The 19,646-nt window shown below is 64.4% G+C and carries 13 protein-coding genes and 5 pseudogenes; 11 read left to right on the forward strand and 7 right to left on the reverse strand.

Annotated elements, in window-relative coordinates:
* Positions 1 to 8: 8 nt before the first annotated feature.
* The 7 genes and pseudogenes from XANALMUS060_RS18730 to lpxH form a co-directional block, all read left to right on the forward strand.
* Positions 9 to 875 (forward strand): annotated as a pseudogene (locus XANALMUS060_RS18730) (RNA degradosome polyphosphate kinase); the annotation flags it as partial.
* A gap of 10 nt (positions 876 to 885) precedes the next feature.
* Positions 886 to 1,560, forward strand: a pseudogene (locus XANALMUS060_RS13140) (ATP-binding protein); the annotation flags it as partial.
* Positions 1,561 to 1,571: 11 nt separating this feature from the next.
* Positions 1,572 to 3,668: a polyphosphate kinase 1 gene (gene ppk1 / locus XANALMUS060_RS13145; RefSeq protein ID WP_045738804.1), complete on the forward strand. Its 2,097-nt coding sequence runs from the start codon at positions 1,572 to 1,574 to the stop codon at positions 3,666 to 3,668.
* Between the two features lie 54 nt (positions 3,669 to 3,722).
* A complete protein-coding gene (ppx, locus tag XANALMUS060_RS13150; RefSeq protein WP_045738805.1) occupies positions 3,723 to 5,249 on the forward strand; it encodes an exopolyphosphatase in 1,527 nt (508 codons plus the stop codon).
* Between the two features lie 213 nt (positions 5,250 to 5,462).
* Positions 5,463 to 6,596, forward strand: a complete 1,134-nt coding sequence (locus tag XANALMUS060_RS13155) for a glycosyltransferase family 1 protein (RefSeq protein WP_045738806.1) — start codon at positions 5,463 to 5,465, stop codon at positions 6,594 to 6,596.
* Positions 6,580 to 7,107, forward strand: a complete 528-nt coding sequence (locus XANALMUS060_RS13160; protein WP_045738807.1) for a phosphatase PAP2 family protein — start codon at positions 6,580 to 6,582, stop codon at positions 7,105 to 7,107. Before XANALMUS060_RS13155 ends, XANALMUS060_RS13160 begins: the two co-directional genes overlap by 17 nt.
* A gap of 173 nt (positions 7,108 to 7,280) precedes the next feature.
* The gene (gene lpxH, locus XANALMUS060_RS13165) at positions 7,281 to 8,018 is read left to right on the forward strand and encodes a UDP-2,3-diacylglucosamine diphosphatase (RefSeq protein ID WP_045738808.1); all 738 of its coding nucleotides are present in this window, start codon (positions 7,281 to 7,283) and stop codon (positions 8,016 to 8,018) included.
* Between the two features lie 249 nt (positions 8,019 to 8,267).
* On the opposite strand, the gene XANALMUS060_RS13170 is transcribed toward lpxH, so the two are convergent.
* The 7 genes from XANALMUS060_RS13170 to XANALMUS060_RS13200 all read right to left on the reverse strand — a co-directional run bounded on the left by XANALMUS060_RS13170 (position 8,268) and on the right by XANALMUS060_RS13200 (position 16,925).
* Positions 8,268 to 9,110: a ferritin-like domain-containing protein gene (locus XANALMUS060_RS13170; protein WP_045738822.1), complete on the reverse strand. Its 843-nt coding sequence runs from the start codon at positions 9,108 to 9,110 to the stop codon at positions 8,268 to 8,270.
* A 58-nt stretch (positions 9,111 to 9,168) separates the two neighbouring features.
* Positions 9,169 to 10,635, reverse strand: a complete 1,467-nt coding sequence (gene purF / locus XANALMUS060_RS13175) for an amidophosphoribosyltransferase (RefSeq protein ID WP_045738809.1) — start codon at positions 10,633 to 10,635, stop codon at positions 9,169 to 9,171.
* Positions 10,636 to 10,663: 28 nt separating this feature from the next.
* Positions 10,664 to 11,416 carry a CvpA family protein gene (locus XANALMUS060_RS13180; RefSeq protein WP_045738810.1) on the reverse strand — a complete coding sequence of 251 codons (753 nt, stop codon included), beginning with the start codon at positions 11,414 to 11,416 and terminating at the stop codon, positions 10,664 to 10,666.
* Positions 11,417 to 11,509: 93 nt separating this feature from the next.
* On the reverse strand, positions 11,510 to 12,598 hold the full coding sequence (locus XANALMUS060_RS13185) for an SPOR domain-containing protein (protein ID WP_045738811.1): 1,089 nt from the start codon (positions 12,596 to 12,598) through the stop codon (positions 11,510 to 11,512).
* 70 nt (positions 12,599 to 12,668) lie between these two features.
* Positions 12,669 to 13,928, reverse strand: a complete 1,260-nt coding sequence (gene folC, locus XANALMUS060_RS13190; protein WP_045738812.1) for a bifunctional tetrahydrofolate synthase/dihydrofolate synthase — start codon at positions 13,926 to 13,928, stop codon at positions 12,669 to 12,671.
* A gap of 117 nt (positions 13,929 to 14,045) precedes the next feature.
* Positions 14,046 to 14,690: a histidine phosphatase family protein gene (locus tag XANALMUS060_RS13195; protein ID WP_045738813.1), complete on the reverse strand. Its 645-nt coding sequence runs from the start codon at positions 14,688 to 14,690 to the stop codon at positions 14,046 to 14,048.
* 156 nt (positions 14,691 to 14,846) lie between these two features.
* A complete protein-coding gene (locus tag XANALMUS060_RS13200) occupies positions 14,847 to 16,925 on the reverse strand; it encodes a S46 family peptidase (protein WP_200894049.1) in 2,079 nt (692 codons plus the stop codon).
* A gap of 232 nt (positions 16,926 to 17,157) precedes the next feature.
* Between XANALMUS060_RS13200 and tdh the strand changes: the two genes are divergently transcribed.
* From tdh to XANALMUS060_RS13215, 4 genes and pseudogenes are all read left to right on the forward strand, one after another.
* Positions 17,158 to 18,189 (forward strand): L-threonine 3-dehydrogenase, encoded by a 1,032-nt coding sequence (gene tdh, locus XANALMUS060_RS13205; protein WP_045738815.1) that lies wholly within the window; start codon positions 17,158 to 17,160, stop codon positions 18,187 to 18,189.
* Positions 18,190 to 18,214: 25 nt separating this feature from the next.
* Positions 18,215 to 18,376 (forward strand): annotated as a pseudogene (locus tag XANALMUS060_RS18735) (transposase); the annotation flags it as partial.
* Positions 18,377 to 18,431: 55 nt separating this feature from the next.
* Positions 18,432 to 19,245: pseudogene (locus tag XANALMUS060_RS13210) on the forward strand (IS256 family transposase); the annotation flags it as partial.
* Between the two features lie 91 nt (positions 19,246 to 19,336).
* Positions 19,337 to 19,549 (forward strand): annotated as a pseudogene (locus tag XANALMUS060_RS13215) (transposase); the annotation flags it as partial.
* Positions 19,550 to 19,646: the final 97 nt, after the last annotated feature.

A 19,646-nucleotide genomic window follows, 5' to 3' on the forward strand; every position in this document is an offset into this window, starting at 1 on the left:
GTAACGCCATGCCACGCGCCACCGCTCTGCCGCCCACCCCAGCACCGGACGTCCCTAGCGATCCACTGCGCGATCCATCGCTTTATCTCAATCGCGAACTATCGCAACTGGACTTCAATTTCCGCGTGCTGGCACAGGCGCAGGATCCGCAGGTGCCGTTGCTGGAGCGGCTACGCTTCCTGTGCATTTCCTGCACCAATCTGGACGAATTCTTCGAGATCCGCGCGGCCACCGTGCGCCATGCGCAGGAATTCGGCCTGCCGCCAGCGCCGGACGGGATGAGTCCGAGCGCGATCCTCAACGCGATCCACGACCGCGCCGCACAATTGGTCGATCAACAGTACCGCTGCTGGAACGAGGTGCTGCGCCCGGCGCTGAAGGATGCCGGCATCGGCGTGCTCGGACGCCATTCCTGGAATGCGCGGCAGAAGCGCTGGCTGCGCGCCTACTTCCGCAACGAGATCATGCCGGTGCTCTCGCCATTGGGGCTGGACCCGGCGCATCCGTTCCCGAAGATTCTCAATAAATCGCTCAACATCGTCGTGGTGCTGAAAGGCGTGGACGCGTTCGGTCGCGTCGGCCACCTGGCCATCGTGCGCGCACCGCGCTCGTTACCACGCATCATCCAATTGCCGGAGAGTCTGGCCGAGGGCGGGCAGAGCTTCGTGTTCCTGTCATCGGTGCTGTCGACCTTCGTCGACGAATTGTTCCCTGGCATGGAGGTGACCGGTTCCTACCAATTCCGCGTCACCCGCAACTCCGAACTGCTGGTCGACGAAGAGGAAGTGGAAAACCTGGCACTGGCGCTGCGCGACGAACTGGTCAACCGTGGCTATCGGCCGGCGGTACGACTGGAAATCGCCGAGGATTGCCCGAAGTCCATCGTCCCACGAGTTGCGCACGCCACTGACCGTGGTGCACGGCTATCTGGACATGCTCGACCCGGAGGATTTCCCCGATTCTGGGCAGATGATCGCCGAGATGCGCAAGCAATCGCAGCGCATGACCCAACTGGTCGAGGACCTGCTCACGCTCTCGCGGCTGGAGTCGCAGGAGCATGCCAACGAAGAGAGCATTGCGATGGGGCCGATGCTGGCCACGCTACGTCGCGAGGCCGAAGCGCACAGCCAGGGCCGCCATCACATCGAAGTGCACGACAACGCCGACTGCGACCTGATCGGGTCGAACAAAGAACTGCACAGCGCCTTCTCCAACTTGGTGACCAACGCGGTGCGCTATACCCCGGCCGGCGGCACGATCCATATCCGCTTTGCCCGCGAAGGCGACGGCGCGGTGCTGTCGGTGCGCGACAGCGGCTACGGCATTCCGGCACATCATCTGCCGCGTATCACCGAGCGTTTCTACCGGGTCTCCAGCAGCCGTTCGCGCGAAAGCGGCGGCACCGGGTTGGGGCTGTCGATCGTCAAGCACGTGCTTGGCCTGCATCAGGCGCGCCTGGGAATCGAGAGTGAAGTCGGCAAGGGCAGCACCTTCTCCTGCCATTTCGGCGCAGGGCGCGTGCATCGGCGGCAGGAACATGCCACCCTGTTCCATGCCTAACGAGTAACGCCATGCCACGCGCCACCGCTCTGCCGCCCACCCCAGCACCGGACGTCCCTAGCGATCCACTGCGCGATCCATCGCTTTATCTCAATCGCGAACTATCGCAACTGGACTTCAATTTCCGCGTGCTGGCACAGGCGCAGGATCCGCAGGTGCCGTTGCTGGAGCGGCTACGCTTCCTGTGCATTTCCTGCACCAATCTGGACGAATTCTTCGAGATCCGCGCGGCCACCGTGCGCCATGCGCAGGAATTCGGCCTGCCGCCAGCGCCGGACGGGATGAGTCCGAGCGCGATCCTCAACGCGATCCACGACCGCGCCGCACAATTGGTCGATCAACAGTACCGCTGCTGGAACGAGGTGCTGCGCCCGGCGCTGAAGGATGCCGGCATCGGCGTGCTCGGACGCCATTCCTGGAATGCGCGGCAGAAGCGCTGGCTGCGCGCCTACTTCCGCAACGAGATCATGCCGGTGCTCTCGCCATTGGGGCTGGACCCGGCGCATCCGTTCCCGAAGATTCTCAATAAATCGCTCAACATCGTCGTGGTGCTGAAAGGCGTGGACGCGTTCGGTCGCGTCGGCCACCTGGCCATCGTGCGCGCACCGCGCTCGTTACCACGCATCATCCAATTGCCGGAGAGTCTGGCCGAGGGCGGGCAGAGCTTCGTGTTCCTGTCATCGGTGCTGTCGACCTTCGTCGACGAATTGTTCCCTGGCATGGAGGTGACCGGTTCCTACCAATTCCGCGTCACCCGCAACTCCGAACTGCTGGTCGACGAAGAGGAAGTGGAAAACCTGGCACTGGCGCTGCGCGACGAACTGGTCAACCGTGGCTATCGGCCGGCGGTACGACTGGAAATCGCCGAGGATTGCCCGAAGTCCATCGTGCGCACCCTGCTGCAAAACTTCGCCTTGCCCGAGAACGCGCTCTATCGCATCAACGGCCCGGTCAACTTGAGCCGGGTCAACCAGGTCTATGACTTGGTACAGCGGCCGGATCTGAAATATCCGCCGATGAATCCGCGCACGCTGCGCGACAACGAAGGCATCTTCCAAATCGCAGCGGCAGGCGACGTACTGCTGCATCATCCCTTCGACGCGTTCACTGCGGTGCTGGACCTGATCAAACAGGCCGCCATCGACCCGAACGTCCTGGCGATCAAACAGACCTTGTACCGCACCGGCAAGGACTCGGGGATCGTCGATGCCCTGGTGCTGGCCGCGCGTAATGGCAAGGACGTCACCGTCGTCGTGGAGCTGCGTGCGCGCTTCGATGAAGAGGCCAACCTGGGCCTGGCCGACCGCCTGCAAGAAGCCGGCGTACAGGTGGTGTACGGCGTGGTCGGCTACAAGACCCACGCCAAGATGCTGCTCATCGTGCGCCGCGAGGGGCGCAAGTTGCGCCGCTACGTCCATCTAGGCACCGGCAACTACCACAGCGGCACCGCGCGTGCCTATACCGATCTGAGCCTGATCACCGCCGACGTGGACATCGGCAACGATGTGCATCTGCTGTTCCAGCAACTGTCGGGACTGGCGCCGAAGATCCGCCTCAAGCGTCTGCTGCAATCGCCCTTTACGCTGCATCCGGGCTTGCTGCACAGGATCGAGCGCGAAACCAAACTCGCCACCGCCGGCCGTCCGGGCCGCATCATCGCCAAGATGAACGCGCTCAACGAACCACAGGTGATCCGTGCGCTGTATGCCGCCTCCCAAGCAGGGGTGAAGATCGACCTGATCATCCGTGGCGCCTGCACCCTGCGCCCTGGCGTCCCCGGCGTCTCCGACAACATCCGGGTCCGCTCGATCGTCGGCCGCTTCCTCGAACACAGCCGCATCTACTGGTTCGGCAACGATGGCGCGCCCGAGCTGTTCTGCGCCAGCGCCGACTGGTTGGAACGTAACCTGCTGCGACGCGTGGAGACCGGCTTCCCGATCCTGGCCCCGGATCTGGTCAAGCGCATTCAACGCGAAGTGTTGCAGAACTATTTGGCCGACAATCTCAACGCCTGGGAACTGGACGCCAAAGGCAATTACCGCAAACTAGCCCCAGGCCAGGACCAGCCACCGCATTCGGCACAGATCGCCCTGCTCGACGGATTGTGACCGCGGCGCACCGCTCGCACGAGCAGTCCGTCACCTATCGGCTACCATTCCGTCATGCCTGCCATTTCCCCCACTCATCCGCCGCTACGCGACGGCGACCTGCTGGCCGCCATCGACCTGGGTTCCAACAGTTTCCACATGGTGGTCGCCCGCTATCAGCTCGGGCAATTGCGGGTGGTGGACCGCCTGCGCGAAACCGTGCGCATGGCCGACGGCCTGGATCACAAGGGCGGCCTATCCGCCGAGGCGCGGCAACGCGCGCTGGAATGCCTGGCCCGCTTCGGCCAACGCATCCGTGACCTGCCGTCGCTGCGCGTTCGCGCGCTCGCCACCAACACGGTACGTCAACTGCGCTCGCCGCAGACCTTCCTGATCCCCGGCGAAACCGCGCTCGGGCATCCCATCGAGGTCGTCAGCGGCCGCGAGGAAGCACGCCTGATCTACCTCGGCGTGGCCCACGCGCAACCGCCCAGGCCCGACCAACGCCGGCTGGTGATCGACATCGGCGGCGGTTCCACCGAATTCATCATCGGCCGTGGCTTGCAGACCCTGGAGCGGGAAAGCCTGCAGGCCGGCTGCATCGCCAGCACACGGCGTTTCTTTCCCGGCGGCAAGCTGTCCAGAAAGAAATGGAAGGATGCGCTGACCGACATCGGCGCCGAGTTCCAGCAGTTTGCAATGCAATACCGCGCACTGGGCTGGGACGAGGCGATCGGCTCGTCGGGCACGCACAAAGCGATCGGCGAGATCTGCGCGGCAATGAAACTGACCAAGGGCGGGATCACCGCCGAGGCATTGCCGCAACTGCGCGACCAGCTCCTGCTGGCCAAGCGTATCGAAGACATCGACCTACCTGGCCTGTCCACCGACCGCCGCCCGATCATCGCTGGCGGCGTGTTGGTCCTGGAAGCCGCCTTCCAGGCACTGGGCCTGGAACGCCTCATGGTGAGCAAGGCGGCCATGCGCGAAGGCATCCTCTACGACATGCTCGGCCGCGGGGGCGAGAACGACCCGCGCGCGACCGCGATCGCCGCACTCACCCAGCGCTACGGCATCGACGAAGCGCAGGCCGCGCGCGTGGAAAACACCGCGATGGCACTGTTCGCGCAGGTCGCTACCGACTGGGCGCTGGATGCCGACGACGGACGCATGCTCGGCTGGGCAGCGCGCTTGCACGAACTCGGCCAAGCCATCGCGCACAGCCAATACCATGTCCACGGGGCCTATGTGCTGGAGCATTCGGACATCGCCGGATTCTCGCGGCAGGAGCAGCAGGTGCTGGCCGCACTTGTGCGCGCGCACCGACGCAATGTCTCCAAGACCGCGTTCGACGCGCTGCCCGACCGACTGCTGCTCAGCGCCAAGCGCAAGACCGCCCTACTGCGCCTGGCTGTGCTGTTGCATCGCGCGCACGAGACCGATCCGATTCCGTCGTTGGAACTGAAAGCCAACCAGAACACGCTGCACATGACCCTTTCACAACCCTGGCTCGAAGCAAGGCCGCTACAACGCGCCGATCTGATCGGCGAGATCGAGGGCATGGCCGGGCTCGGCATCAGCTTCCAACCATTTGTGGCATAAGCAGCACTGCACAGGAACCGTGGCGGGTACTGCGCTGCGACAAGGCACTGGGCATGGCTGCTGTCTGCCCTGGCATTGCCCGCGTGCCAACGCATCGCCGCACTTGGCCCCAGCGAACGCCCTGTCCGGGCCCAGGGCGTCATGATTCCTACATCCAGTGGACATGTTCGCTTCACTCCACGACGCGAAGCTTAGGCAAACCGGAGCCTACGCATGCGCTACGCGATCGTCACCGAGACGTACCCCCCCGAGGTCAACGGCGTTGCCCTGACCGTGCATGGGCTGGAATTAGGACTGCGCGCACGCGGCCATACGGTCGAAGTGATACGCCCACGTCAGCTCAGCGACACCGATATGTCGGATCTTCGTCTGGTGCGTGGCGCGGCGTTGCCACGTTATCCCGGACTGAAGTTCGGACTGCCCGCGCCGCGACGGCTGACCCAACTATGGCAAACAGCACGACCGGACGCGGTCTACATCGCCACCGAAGGCCCACTCGGCTGGTCGGCGTTGCGTAGCGCGCGGCGTCTTGGCATTCCGATCGCCACCGGCTTCCATACCCGCTTCGACGAATACCTGCCTCAGTACGGCGCAGCCTGGTTGCAATCGACCGCACTGCGCTGGATGCGGCGCTTCCACAACCAGGCGCAAGCGACTCTGGTGCCGACCCGCGAACTGCTGGAATTTCTCACCACGCAGGGCTTCGAGCGAGTGCGCCTGCTGGCGCGGGCGGTGGACAGCAAACACTTCGAACCGCAACGTCGCGACGCACAACTGCGTCGGGAATGGGGACTGCAGGACGATGACTGCGCGGTGCTGTACGTCGGCCGCATCGCCTCGGAAAAGAATCTGCCGCTGGCAGTGCACGCGTTCCGCCAGTTGCAGAAGATCCGCCCGCGTGCACGCTTCGTGTGGGTGGGCGACGGCCCACTGCGCGAGCGCCTGGCGCAGGAGAATCCCGACTTCATCTTCTGCGGCGTGCAGCGTGGCGACGCACTGGCCCGCCACTTCGCCAGCGGCGACCTGTTCCTGTTCCCCAGCCGCAGCGAAACTTTCGGCAACGTGACCCTGGAAGCGATGGCCAGCGGCGTGGCTACTGTCGCCTTCGATTACGGTGCGGCGCGCGAATACCTGCGCGACGGCAGCAACGGCGCGGCGGTGGCAGACGACGATGCATTCATCGCTGCAGCGCTGCGCCTGGGGAGCGACGATGCCCTGCGCCGACGCCTGGGCGAAGCGGCCTGCGCGACGATGCGACCACTGCGTCCGGAGCGGGTCGTCGCCGATTTCGATGTGCTTCTTGGCGAACTGGCGGACACCCGGAGGCTCCATGTCGACGCGGCTTGACACCCTGCGCGGGCACGAGACACGCTGGTGCCGCCGCGCCAACCACTGGTGCCGACGGCGCTCGGTGCGGCACTTCTTCTCGCTGATCAGCCGGCTCGGCGATGGCGTGTTCTGGTACGCGCTGATGACCTTGCTGGTGTTGTGCGACGGCATGAACGGCGTCTTCGCCTCGGCGCACATGGCCGCCACCGGCGTGGTCGCATTGAGCCTGTACAAAGGCCTCAAACGCTGGACGCGACGCCCGCGCCCATATGCCGCCGACCTGCGCATCCGCGCCTGGGTGGCACCGCTGGACGAATTCAGCTTCCCCTCCGGTCATACCTTGCATGCGGTGTCCTTCGGCATCGTCGCCCTGGCCTACTACCCTTGGCTGGCGCCGCTATTGGTGCCGTTCATCGCCTGCGTGGCGTTGTCGCGCGTGGTGCTGGGACTGCATTACCCCAGCGACGTACTTGCCGCGACCGGTCTCGGTACGCTGTTGGCCGGGTTATCGCTATGGCTAGTGGGATAAGCAAGCACCGGCAATACGTGACCCGAGGCCCGAAACGCAAGGCCGCACTCAACCGCGATGGCAGATGATGCACCGCGCAGTGGCATGCGCATCGGCAAGCCTACGCAATTACGCAACGTCGTAACGCGCTGTCGCCGATTCCCGGTCCCGAGTCCGGGCATTACAATGCCGCAATGACCACGCTGTTCATCTCCGACCTGCATCTGGATCCGGCACGGCCGGCAATCACCGAGCTGTGCCTGAACTTCCTGCGTGGGGAGGCGCGCCAAGCCGAAGCGTTATACATCCTCGGCGACCTGTTCGAGGCATGGATCGGCGACGACACGCCATCGGCCGCCGCTGATGCGGTGGCGCTGGAACTACGCGCACTACACGACGCTGGCGTGCCGGTATTTTTCATGCACGGCAACCGCGATTTCCTGCTCGGTGCCGACTACGCGCAGCGTGCCGGCATCCGCCTATTGCCAGATCCCTGCGTGATCGATCTATACGGCGAGCCCACGCTGCTGATGCATGGCGACCTGCTGTGCACCGACGATACCGCCTACCAGGCGTTCCGTGCGCAGACCCGGGACCCGGCATTCCAGCAGCAGTTCCTGGCACAACCACTGCAAGCGCGCATCGCCTACGCACAACATGCGCGCGCCGCCAGCCAGGCGCGCCAGACCGAACTGAAGCAGGGCGACCGCGCGCAGTTCGAGACCATCACCGATGTGGCGCCGGCCGAGGTGGCCGCGACCTTCGCACGCTACGGCGTCACGCGCATGATCCACGGCCACACCCACCGCCCCGCCGTGCATGCACTGGACATCGATGGCCGTGCCTGCACCCGCATCGTACTCGGCGACTGGTACGAACAGGGCTCGGTTCTACGCGCGGATGCGCAAGGATGCCGGTTGCAACAGCTGTAGCATCGCGTTCGCCTTAAGGCGCGAAAGCTGGCGTAGCGCATCGCCAGCACAATGCGTATCGACTACCTCGAATCAGACCAACATGCCCGTGCGCTCGCAGCGCAATCAGCGCCTGAGTGACGCGATCTGCCGAATCGCCATCGGCCGTCCCACTGCTCAGTCGCAATAGACCTGATCGCCTCGTCAGAAACGACACCGCGCTCGATGTTTCCGCGCAAACAGGGCGCATCCGCCGCAGCAATCACCGGCTCAACCGGCATGATGCTGCAACGCCAGCAGTTCGTCTTCGTCAAAACCGGCCTGTAGGCGCGCCTGCAAATTGAATGGGCCGTGCAGGTAACCGCCGGCATATTCACGCAGCAGCTCGGCGAAGCGCGCACGCGGCTCGATTCCCGCGCGTTCGCAATACCAGCGGTACCAGCGCGAACCGGCGGCGACATGCGCCACTTCCTCGCGCAGGATCAGTTCCAGAATCTGCGCCGTGGCCTCGTCGCCGAGCGCGCGCAGTTTGACGATCATGCCTGGAGTCACGTCCAGTCCGCGCGCCTCCAGCACCCGCGGCACCAGCGCCATCCGCGCCAGACCGTCATGCGCGGTCTTCTCGCACATCTCCCACAGACCGTTATGCGCGGCAAAATCGCCATACGCGTGACCCAACGCGTGCAGGCGGTCGCGCAGCAACACGAAGTGGCGCGACTCGTCATCCGCCACCGCGACCCAATCGGCGTAAAACGCCGTCGGCAGCCCGCGAAAACGATAGACCGCATCCCAGGCCAGATCGATGGCATTGAGCTCGATATGCGCGATGGCATGAATGAAGGCCGCGCGGCCTTCGGGACTGCCGAGCCCACGTCGCGACAGCGCACGCGGATGCACCAGCAACGGACGTGGCGGTCGTCCTGGCATGCGCATCGGCTCGGGCGCCGGCGCCGTGGCCGAGATCGCCAGTGCACCGTTGCGCCAGGCAGCGGCATAACGCTGGGTGAGGGCCACTTTTTCGGCAGGATCGGCTGCATCCAGGCAGGCACGGGCGGCCAGATATAGATCGCCGGTCACCGCAGCGCAGGGCTGCGCCGCCTGGTCGCCGAGCAGCGCGACCAAACCAGCCGACACCACCGCGCAATCGGTAGCGGCGGCACCATCATGCCGCTCAGGCACGGCGCTTGCGCTTTGCCTCGTCCGAGCGCAACTGCATGATGCGCTCGAAATAATCCGGTTCGATGCCCGTGGTGTAGTGGCCGTTGAAACAGGAGGAGTCGAACGTCTTCAGTTCCGGATTGCCCTCGCGCACGGCCGTCTCCAGATCCTCCAGATCTTGATAGATCAACCAGTCGCACCCAAGGAACTCCTGGACTTCCTCTTCGCTGCGACCATGCGCGACCAGTTCGTCGGCGGCAGGCATGTCGATGCCGTAGATGTTGGGATAGCGCACCGGCGGTGCGGCACTGGCCAGGTAGACCTTGCGTGCGCCGGCTTCGCGCGCCATCTGCACGATCTGCCGGCTGGTGGTGCCGCGCACAATCGAATCGTCCACCAGCAGCACCACGCGATTGCGGAACTCCAGGTGGATCGGGTTGAGTTTGCGACGTACCGACTTCACCCGCTCGCCCTGCCCCGGCATGATGAACGTGCGGCCGATATAGCGATTCTTGACGAAGCCCTCGCGGTACTTCACCCCGAGCACGTTGGACATCTCCAGTGCGGCGTCGCGCGAGGTGTCCGGGATCGGGATGATGGTGTCGATGTCGTGGTCCGGACGCAGGCGCAGGATCTTCTCGCCCAGCTTCATGCCCATGCGCATGCGCGCCTTGTGCACCGAGACGTTGTCGATCATCGAGTCCGGGCGGGCGAAGTACACGTACTCGAAGATGCAGGGCGTGTGGTGGGTGGGCGAGGCACAGACTTCGCAGAACAGTTCGCCGCGACCGGTAATGACCAGCGCCTCGCCGGGACGCACGTCGCGCACGCGGGTAAAGCCGAGGATGTCCAGCGCCGAGGATTCGGACGCCACGATGTACTCGTCACCCTCCACGCCCTCGCGCTTGCCCAGTACCAGCGGGCGGATGCCGTGCGGATCGCGGAACGCGACCAACCCCAGGCCCAGCACCACGCTGACCACCGCGTAGCCGCCCTTGCAGCGACGATGCACGCCGGCCACCGCGCGGATCGCCGCTTCCGGGGTCAACATGCGCTGCGCGTCCAGCTCGTAGGCGAACACGTTCAGCAGCACCTCGCTGTCCGAATCAGTGTTGATGTTGCGACGGTCGGCTTCGAACACCTGCTGACGCAACGCCTCGGTGTTGATCAGATTGCCGTTGTGAGCCAGCGCGATGCCGTAGGGCGAGTTGACGTAAAACGGCTGCGCTTCGTCCATCCCTTCCGAACCAGCAGTGGGATAACGGCAATGGGCGATGCCGACGCGGCCTTCCAGCACCGCCATGCGCTTTTCGTCGAACACATCACGCACCAAGCCGTTGGCCTTCTGCACACGCAGCCGGGTGCCATCGGCGGTGGCGATGCCTGCCGCGTCCTGGCCGCGATGCTGCAACACGGCCAGGCCGTCATAGAGTTGACCGGCCACATTCTGGTTGCCGACGATTCCAACGATGCCACACATTTGAACACTCTCCGCAGTACGAATGCCGCTATTGGGAAGGTGGCCGTGCCTGGCCGTTGGACTCGACCCGTGCCGGATCGCGCGCTGCCGGACGCGCCTGCGCCGGGTCGATATTCGCAGGCATGCGCTGCGACGGATCGTTCCCGGGCGTCCCGGACCGCGCCCCGGGACGCCCCAGGGCCTTGGACATCATGTCCTGCAGACCAGTCGCCTGCAGGGCATTGTGCACGGTGGCATTATCGCCCGCCGAAGGCACGTTGCCCAAATCCATCTTCGACATGTTGAGTTGCGGTAATTGCGACATATTCAGTTGCGGCACGCGCCAGTCCGGCAATTGCGCGCGCATCCAGCTCACACCGGGGCTCAACACCGGCAGCACCATCGATTGGCGCCACTGCGGTTCGCGAGTCAGCGGGGTGAAGCTCATCAGTAAGATCAGCACGGCAGCGAAGAACCCGCCGCGCAACGCGCCCAGGCCAAACCCGAGCGCGCGGTCGGTGCCCGACAACATGGTGGAACGCACCACGGTGCGGATCACCATGCCGGTGATACCGACCACCAGCATCACCGTCACAAACGTCAACGCATAGCCGCCGAAGTAGTAGCTCATGCTCGGATGCGGGCTGTCGGCCAGCCAGCGCCCGACATCTCCGCCGAACTGGAAGCTGGCCCAACCCGCCAGCAGCCAGGACAGGGTCCCGACCACGATGCCGACGAAACCGCGCAAGGCACCGAGCAAGGCCGAGACCAGGATCACGGCCAACAACACGATGTCGATCATGCGTGCCTCCCTCGACCGTACTGCTTCGCGTGGATCGCGCACCACGTTTGCCTTCCCTGGAACATGCAGGCAACTCCATGGGCCACAGCCCGATCAAGGATGTGGACGTACCATACCGCTGATACCGACCTTTGCCGCAACCTGCACGCGCAACTGCTCGGCCTCGGCACGGCTGGCGACCGGCCCGACCCGGACCCGACTCAAGGTGCCCTTGTCGGTGCGGACCTGCTCGACGAAGGCGCTGAAGCCGGCCGCGCGGGCCTTATCGCGCAGTGCATCGGCGTCTTCGTTCTTGGCAAAGGCGCCCAGTTGGACGGCGAAACCGGTACCGGACGCGGCCGGCGCCGCCGGCGCGCTAGGCGCCGGTTTAGCGGCGGCGGTAACGGCAGACTTGGTCGGCTCGGACTTGGATGCTTCCGGCTTGGCAGGCTCGGGCTTCGCAGACTCAGGCTTGGGCGACGCGGGCTTGGCTGCGACGACCGGCTTGGCCTGCGGCGCCGGCAACGCCTCGGTCTTGGCAGGCGCGCTCGGCGCGGCAACGGCCACGCTGCTGGCTGCCGGAGGCGCGACGGCAGGACTTGGCGCAGCGTCCAGGGTCACCACCTGGGCATTGACATCGTTACGCACCTTGACCGCCTGCAAGCGTACCGATTCAGCCTGGGCACGGTCGGCATAGGGACCGATCCGTACCCGCCATGCCTGGCGTCCGCCCAGCATGGTCGCCTCACGGAAACCCGGCAAATGCGCCTGCTTGAGCCGCGCGACCACCGCATCGGCATCGGCCGGGGTGGCGTAAGCGCCAAAATTGACCGCGTAATTCCCCGCCGCCACGCTCGGCGGCAGCGGTTGCGCGGCACTACCGGTGGCCGGAGTGGCCAGATCGGCGGCATCGGGATTATCCTGCATCGGCGCGGGTGCGGCGGCAGGCGGCGTCGCAGCCGTGGCGGTGGCGGGCGCTTGAGTCATGCCCACCGCACCACCGCTGGGGGTCTCGCCCGGAGTCACCAGAGGTAACTCACGGGTCTCGAACTGGCCATCGGCGGGCGCAGCAGGTGCCTTCAGCGGTACGTTGGCGACCCCGCTATCGGGCGCAGGCCCCTTGACCAACATCGGCAGGAAGATCACGGCAAGCGCCACCAGGATCAGGGCGCCAATCAATCGCTGTTTCAGGACGGTATCCACGGAAAAATTTGGGGGAGCGGCATGGCGGAGTGCCGCAGCAATTATAAGGTGACCCTAGCAAGGGGCGGGATCAATCGGCTGAATGCAGCCAATGCAGCGCGTCGGCCGCCGTGTGGAACGAACCGAACACCAGCACCCGGTCACCAGGACGCGCCTGCTGCAACGCTTGCTGCAACGCCTGCACGACACTCTCGGCGACGACGGCCACGGCGGCGGCAGTGCCGGCCAGCCGTTCCCGCAATTGCACACCGCTCTGGGCGCGCGCTCCGGACAAGCCGGCCAGGTGCCAGGTATCGACCTGCCCTTCCAACGCCTTCACCACACCGACGGCGTCCTTGTCGCCCAACGCCGCGAATACGGCCCGGGTTGCGCCGACAATCGGCTGCGCTTGCAGCGATGCGGCCAGTTCCCTCGCCGCCTGCGGATTGTGGCCGACGTCGACCAGCACCTCCACCCCATCGCGCATGCAAACCTGCAGCCGTCCCCGCAAACGTGCCGCCGCAATGCCGTCGGCGTAAGCGCTACGCGGCAGGGACTTGCGCAGCGCACGCAGCGCGGCGATGGCAGTGGCGGCATTGGCTCGCTGTACCGGCGCGCGCAACTGCGGCAACGGCAACAATAGGTTGGTGCCGACGTCGCGCCAACGCCAGCGCTCGGCGTCGAGCGGTTCGTGGAAGAAATCGCTGCCGGCGCGGAACGTACTGGCACCGATCGCATAGGCATGGCGCAGCACACTGGAGGGCGGATCAATCTCGCCGAGCACCAGGGGCTTCCACGGCCGCGCAATACCGGCTTTCTCCGCACCGATCGCTTCGCGGTCGCTGCCGAGCCAATCTGTATGGTCGATGTCCACGGTAGTGATCACCGCCACATCGGCATCGACGACGTTCACCGCGTCGAGCCGGCCCCCCAGGCCCACTTCCAACACCGCCAGATCCAGCGCTGCCTGCTGGAACAACCACAGTGCCGCCAGGGTGCCGTATTCGAAATAGGTCAGCGGCGTGTCGCCGCGCGCGGCCTCCACTGCGGCGAAACCAGCGATCAATTGCGCATCGCTGGCCTCTTCGCCATCGAGACGTACCCGCTCGTTGTAGCGCAATAGATGCGGCGAGGTGTAGCTGCCCACCGCCCAACCGCCGGCACGCGCGATCGCCTCGATGAAGGCCACCGTCGACCCTTTGCCGTTGGTGCCACCGACGGTGATGACGCGCTTGGCTGGTCGGGTCAGACCCATGCGCACGGCCACTGCACGCACCCGCTCCAGGCCCATGGCGATGTCGCGCGGATGTTGCTGCTCGATATAGGCCAGCCAATCGGAAAGCGTGTTCATACGATCGACCCGACTCGATTGATGTGCCGAAAACGGGTGAACCGCCGCAGCCGTGCTTTGCTTTTGTGCTGTTGCATCACTATGCACAGCATCGCAAGACGAACGAATGAGCGGCGATTACAGCGCCCGGTGCTTTGCCTCGCCGAAGAACGGTGTGTGGTGCGCGCAATCGTTCAACCGCACCACCTCCAACTGGTCCAGATCCGGCCCTTCCAGCAGATTCAACGTGGTGGGCGCCTGACGGAAACTCCACAGCCGCGCAATCGGCAGGCCCAGTACTCGGCACAGGATCACCCGGTTAACCGCATCGTGTGCCACCACCAGCAAGGTGTCGTGTTCGCCCAGCCCTTCGGTGGCGCGCGCCAGACCGCGCCAGGAGCGCTCCAACACCTGCCGCAGCGATTCCCCGCCCGGCATCAGCACGGTGTCGGGCTCTTCGCGCCAGGCGCGCAAGCGCGCCGGGTCCTTGTCGTGAATCTCGCTGGCCAGCAACCCCTCCCACTCGCCGTGGGCGATTTCCTGCAAGTCCGGCTCGGTCTGCAACATCGCTTCACGCTCGGCGCCCAGGGCCAAACATGCGGTGCGCTGCGCACGCAAGAGCGGCGAGGCGACCGCACGCGACAGCGACACTTCACGCAGGCGCGCACCCAATGCCTGGGCCTGGGCCTGGCCTACCGGAGAAAGCGGGATGTCGATCTGGCCCTGGTAGCGGCCTTCGGCGTTCCACGGGGTTTCGCCGTGACGGGCGAGCAAAATGCGCATGCGCTGAGATTCCGTTGGGGGAAAAACCGTCTCGCTAACGAAAACGGAGCGGCATGATACTCGCTCCGTTGGTGAAAACCTGTGCGGTGCCGCTTTGTCGTCACCACGGCCTGCGGCAACGGCGGCGATCACAGTGCCGCCGTCGCAATGCCCACATCACTTGGCCAGTTTCAACTCTTGCAACAGCCGCGGTGCCGGCGCCACTTCCTGCATGATCCAATGCAGGTAGCGCGTATCAACCGCGATCATTCGGGTCATCGCCGGGTCGAACACCCAATTCGAACTCACCGACTCCCAGTTACCGTCGAATGCCAGACCAACCAGTTTGCCGTGCGCGTCCATCACCGGCGAACCGGAGTTGCCGCCGGTGATATCCAGATCGGACAGGAAATCCACCGGCACCGTACCCAGTTTCTTGTCTTCCAGGCCGCCATAGCGCTTGGCCTTGGCCGCTTGCAACAGCGCCTTGGGCGAATCGAACGGTTCGCTCCCGGTGTCCTTGGCGACCACGCCATCGAGCGTCGTGAACGGGGTGTAGAACACGCCATCCTTCGGCGCATACCCCATGACGTTGCCAAAGGTGATGCGCAGCGAGGAGTTGGCATCCGGGTAGACGAACTCCCCCTTGCTCTTCTTGTAATCGGCCACCGCCTGCAAGTAGCGCGGACGCGCCAACAGATCCTCGCCTTCGCGGCGCTTCTGTTCGCGCTCGATCTGCAGCAACGCAGGCATCAATGCCACCGCGTAGCGCAGCGCAGGATCGTCGCTGGCTTCGAACGCGGCGCGGTCGGCATGCAACCACTTCAGACGCTCCTCTGTGCTGCCCAACCGCGTGCCGGCCAGCCGCGTAGCGGCGACTTGCGCATCGGCGCCGGCCAGCCACTGATCCAGCGCCGGCAGATGCTGCGCCTTGGGCAACTTCAGGTATTGCGCAAACCAGTAACGCTGCAGTTGGCTGTCCATCGCCGGAACATAACGATGCTCCATCTGCTTCATCGCACCCTCGATCTCGGGCAGGTCACGCGCTTGATACCCCGGCTCGCGCTCGGCATCCGGCTTGGCGCGTTCGATCGCCAGGCGGTACAGCGACACCGCACTTCCCAGCACGCCGGTACGGCGCAACTGCCGCAGCACCAGGTCGCGGTCGCGGGTGGTTTGGGCTTGCTCGTTCAGCACCAGCAATTGCGCATGCGCCTGCAAGGCCGCACTGCCCGTGCGCCCCTGATGTTTCAACCACTCCAGCACCGCACGCTCCTCTTCGCGTTTCTTGGCGGCGGCGTCGATGCGCTTGAAGCCTTCCAACTGACCTTCGTAGTTCTTGGCGACGTTGTTCCAACTGGCCATCGTGGCCGCGTACTTCACCTGAATCTCGGGGTTCTGCTTTCCGGCCTGCTCCACCAATGCGATCAGGTCGCGGTATTGGTGCGCGGCCACGGGATAACCCCAGTCGGCGACGGCGTCGAATTCGGCAGCCAGCGCGTAACGACTGGTGCGCCCAGGGTAGCCGGCCACCATCACGAAATCGCCCGCGCCCAGCGGCTGGTCGGCGAATGCCAGGAAATGCTTAGGCTGGTACGGCACGTTGTCCTTGGCATACGCCGCAGGCTTGCCGTCCTTGCCGACATAGGCACGAAAGAACGAGAAATCGCCGGTGTGGCGCGGCCACATCCAGTTGTCGATGTCACCACCGAACTTGCCGATTCCCGACGGCGGCGCGTACACCAGGCGGACGTCGCGGATTTCCAAATTACGGAACAAACGGTAGGTATTGCCACCGGAGAAGCTGTACAGCGTGCAGCGATAACCGGCCTCGGCCTCGCATGCGGCGACCTGCGCCTTGTCGAAGTTTTCCAGCGCCTGCTTGCGTTTGAGCGCATCCTTGCCAGCGACGTCCATGGCCGCCTTGGCCTGCGCGGTGACGTCGGTGATGCGATCGAGGACGTAGATGCGTTCGTTCGGACCGGCGCTCAATTCCGCGCCGCCAGTGGCAGCGTTGAAACCGTCGCGGATCAGGTTCTTCTGCGGGGTGGAATTGAGCTGGATCGCACCGTAGGCACAATGGTGGTTGGTCACCACCAAGCCTTGCGGGGAGACGAAGCTGGCGGTGCAGCCACCGAGCGAGACCACCGCGCCCATGGGGTCGCCGGTCAGGTCGGCCAGTTGCTGTGGCGACAGTTTCAAACCGGCTTTTTGCAGCGGGCCGGCGATATCCGGCAACTGCTGTGGCACCCACATACCCTCACCGGCATGGGCGCACGAAACACTGGCCAGAACGGCGGCAACGGCAACGGCGCTGGTCCACGGAGTCGGACGCATAGAATCGGTTTCCTTGAAGAAAGATCCGCCAGTTTAACGACGACAGCAGCTGTTCCCGACCGTGACCAATGGCACCCCATACGCCGCAGCGCATGACCATGCCAACGCGCGGCTTATACTTTGCTCCTCTCCAACCGAACCTTGCACCACCATGGCGCAGACAATGAAGGCGCTGGTCAAGCGCGACGCAGCCAAGGGCATCTGGCTGGAACAGGTGCCGGTGCCGACGCCTGGCCCCAACGAAGTCCTCATCAAACTGGAAAAAACCGCGATCTGCGGCACCGACCTGCACATCTACCTGTGGGACGAATGGAGTCAGCGCACGATCAAGCCCGGCCTGACCATCGGCCACGAATTCGTCGGCCGCATCGCCGAACTGGGCCCAGCGGTCAGCGGCTATCAGATCGGCCAGCGCGTTTCCGCAGAAGGCCATATTGTCTGCGGCCACTGCCGCAACTGCCGCGGTGGACGCCCGCATCTGTGTCCGAACACCCTCGGCATCGGCGTCAACGTCAACGGCGCCTTCGCCGAGTACATGGTGATACCGGCGTCCAACCTGTGGCCGATTCCCGATCCGATTCCATCGGAGTTGGCAGCGTTCTTCGATCCCTACGGCAACGCCGCGCACTGCGCGTTGGAATTCGACGTGATCGGCGAGGATGTATTGATCACCGGCGCCGGCCCGATCGGCATCATCGCCGCCGGCATCTGCAAGCACATCGGTGCACGCAACGTGGTGGTGACCGACGTCAACGACTTTCGGCTCAAACTTGCGGCGGACATGGGCGCCACTCGCGTGGTCAACGTCGCCAATACCTCGCTCCGGGACGTGATGGCCGACCTGCATATGGAAGGCTTCGACGTGGGCCTGGAAATGAGCGGCAACCCACGCGCCTTCAACGACATGCTCGACTGCATGTACCACGGCGGCAAGATCGCCATGCTCGGCATCATGCCGCGCGGCGCTGGCGCCGACTGGGACAAGATCATCTTCAAGGGTCTGACCGTGCAAGGCATCTATGGCCGCAAGATGTACGAGACCTGGTACAAGATGACCCAGTTGGTCCTGTCCGGTTTTCCTTTGGGCAAGGTACTCACCCACCAATTGACCATCGACGAATTCCAAAAAGGTTTCGACCTGATGGAAGAAGGGAAAGCAGGCAAAGTCGTCCTGAGCTGGTAAGCGATCGGTCGCGATGGGCAGCATTCTGCACGTGGTAAAGCTGCAGGAGGCCAAGAAAGGCTTTGTGCTCCTGCCGCGCCGCTGGGTCGTGGAGCGCAGTTTTGGTTGGATCAATCGGTTCCGGCGCCTGGCCCGTGACTACGAACGCCTACGAGCCTGTAAATTGAACTGTGTAACTGCCCTTTGACAAGCTACCGGCGCTGACCGGAGAGAGGAGCAGGCAAGTGGAACTGGATAAGGCGATGCTGGACGACCTGACGTCAGGCTGCAAGACGCCACAGGACGTGGAGAAGCTGTTTTCGCAGATGTTGCAACACATGATCAACCGCTCGCTGGAGGCACAGATGCAGGCGCATGTGGGCCATGCGCCGCATGAACGCGCAGGCGGCAACGTGCGCAATGGCAAAAGCCGCAAGACGGTGCAAAGCGCGGTGGGCGACTTGCAGATTGAGACCCCGCGCGACCGCGCGTGCACATTCGCTCCACAGTGGGTGAAGAAGCGCCAAGTGCGACTGGCGGGGATGGAGGAGAAGATTCTGGCGTTGTATGCGCGCGGCATGACCACACGCGACATCGAGTCGGCGCTGGTGGACTTGTATGGGGTGGAGATATCGCATGCCTTGATCGCGCAGATGACCGACGCGGTGCTGGAGGAGGCGCGGGCCTGGCAATCGCGACCGCTGGAGACGATCTATCCGATCGTGTGGTTGGACGGGATCGTGGTGAAGGTGCAGCACAACAAGCAGGTCATCAACAAGGCCGCGCACGTGGTGCTGGGGGTCAACTTGCGGGGGGAGAAGGAGGTGCTTGGTCTGTGGTTGGCTGAGCACAAGGGAGGGGGCCAAATTCTGGCTGTCCGTGTTGACCGAACTACGTCATCGCGGCGTGCGGGACATCTACATCGCCTGCATGGATGGCTTGAAGGGCCTACCCGAGGCGGTGCAAGCGGTGTTTCCGCACACGCTCATGCAACTGTGCATCGTGCACCTGGTGCGTGCCAGCTTGCGCTACGTCAACGCTGGCGACAGCAAGGCGGTCGTGGCCGCGCTCAAGCGCTGACCTCCCCCCTATAATTTGGGCCGGCCAGAACCAGAAAATTCGGCGACACTTAGGCCTAAGGAGGCCCGTCGCCATGAAGAAGTCAAGGGCCAAATTCTGGCTGTCCGTGTTGACCGAACTACGTCATCGCGGCGTGCGGGACATCTACATCGCCTGCATGGATGGCTTGAAGGGCCTACCCGAGGCGGTGCAAGCGGTGTTTCCGCACACGCTCATGCAACTGTGCATCGTGCACCTGGTGCGTGCCAGCTTGCGCTACGTCAACGCTGGCGACAGCAAGGCGGTCGTGGCCGCGCTCAAGCGCTGACCTCCCCCCTATAATTTGGGCCGGCCAGAACCAGAAAATTCGGCGACACTTAGGCCTAAGGAGGCCCGTCGCCATGAAGAAGTCAAAGTTC

It is taken from the genome of Xanthomonas sp. MUS 060, assembly GCF_000963215.1.
Taxonomy (GTDB): Bacteria; Pseudomonadota; Gammaproteobacteria; order Xanthomonadales; family Xanthomonadaceae; genus Xanthomonas_A.

Excerpts from the sequence above, each read along its gene's own strand:
- XANALMUS060_RS13155 (WP_045738806.1), top strand. The coding sequence starts at position 5,463 with ATGCGCTACGCGATCGTCACCGAGACGTACCCCCCCGAGGTCAACGGC.
- XANALMUS060_RS13195 (WP_045738813.1), bottom strand. The coding sequence starts at position 14,690 with ATGCGCATTTTGCTCGCCCGTCACGGCGAAACCCCGTGGAACGCCGAA.
- XANALMUS060_RS13160 (WP_045738807.1), top strand. The coding sequence starts at position 6,580 with ATGTCGACGCGGCTTGACACCCTGCGCGGGCACGAGACACGCTGGTGC.
- tdh (WP_045738815.1), top strand. The coding sequence starts at position 17,158 with ATGGCGCAGACAATGAAGGCGCTGGTCAAGCGCGACGCAGCCAAGGGC.
- XANALMUS060_RS13200 (WP_200894049.1), bottom strand. The coding sequence starts at position 16,925 with ATGTGGGTGCCACAGCAGTTGCCGGATATCGCCGGCCCGCTGCAAAAA.
- XANALMUS060_RS13180 (WP_045738810.1), bottom strand. The coding sequence starts at position 11,416 with ATGATCGACATCGTGTTGTTGGCCGTGATCCTGGTCTCGGCCTTGCTC.
- ppx (WP_045738805.1), top strand. The coding sequence starts at position 3,723 with ATGCCTGCCATTTCCCCCACTCATCCGCCGCTACGCGACGGCGACCTG.
- purF (WP_045738809.1), bottom strand. The coding sequence starts at position 10,635 with ATGTGTGGCATCGTTGGAATCGTCGGCAACCAGAATGTGGCCGGTCAA.
- lpxH (WP_045738808.1), top strand. The coding sequence starts at position 7,281 with ATGACCACGCTGTTCATCTCCGACCTGCATCTGGATCCGGCACGGCCG.
- folC (WP_045738812.1), bottom strand. The coding sequence starts at position 13,928 with ATGAACACGCTTTCCGATTGGCTGGCCTATATCGAGCAGCAACATCCG.
- ppk1 (WP_045738804.1), top strand. The coding sequence starts at position 1,572 with ATGCCACGCGCCACCGCTCTGCCGCCCACCCCAGCACCGGACGTCCCT.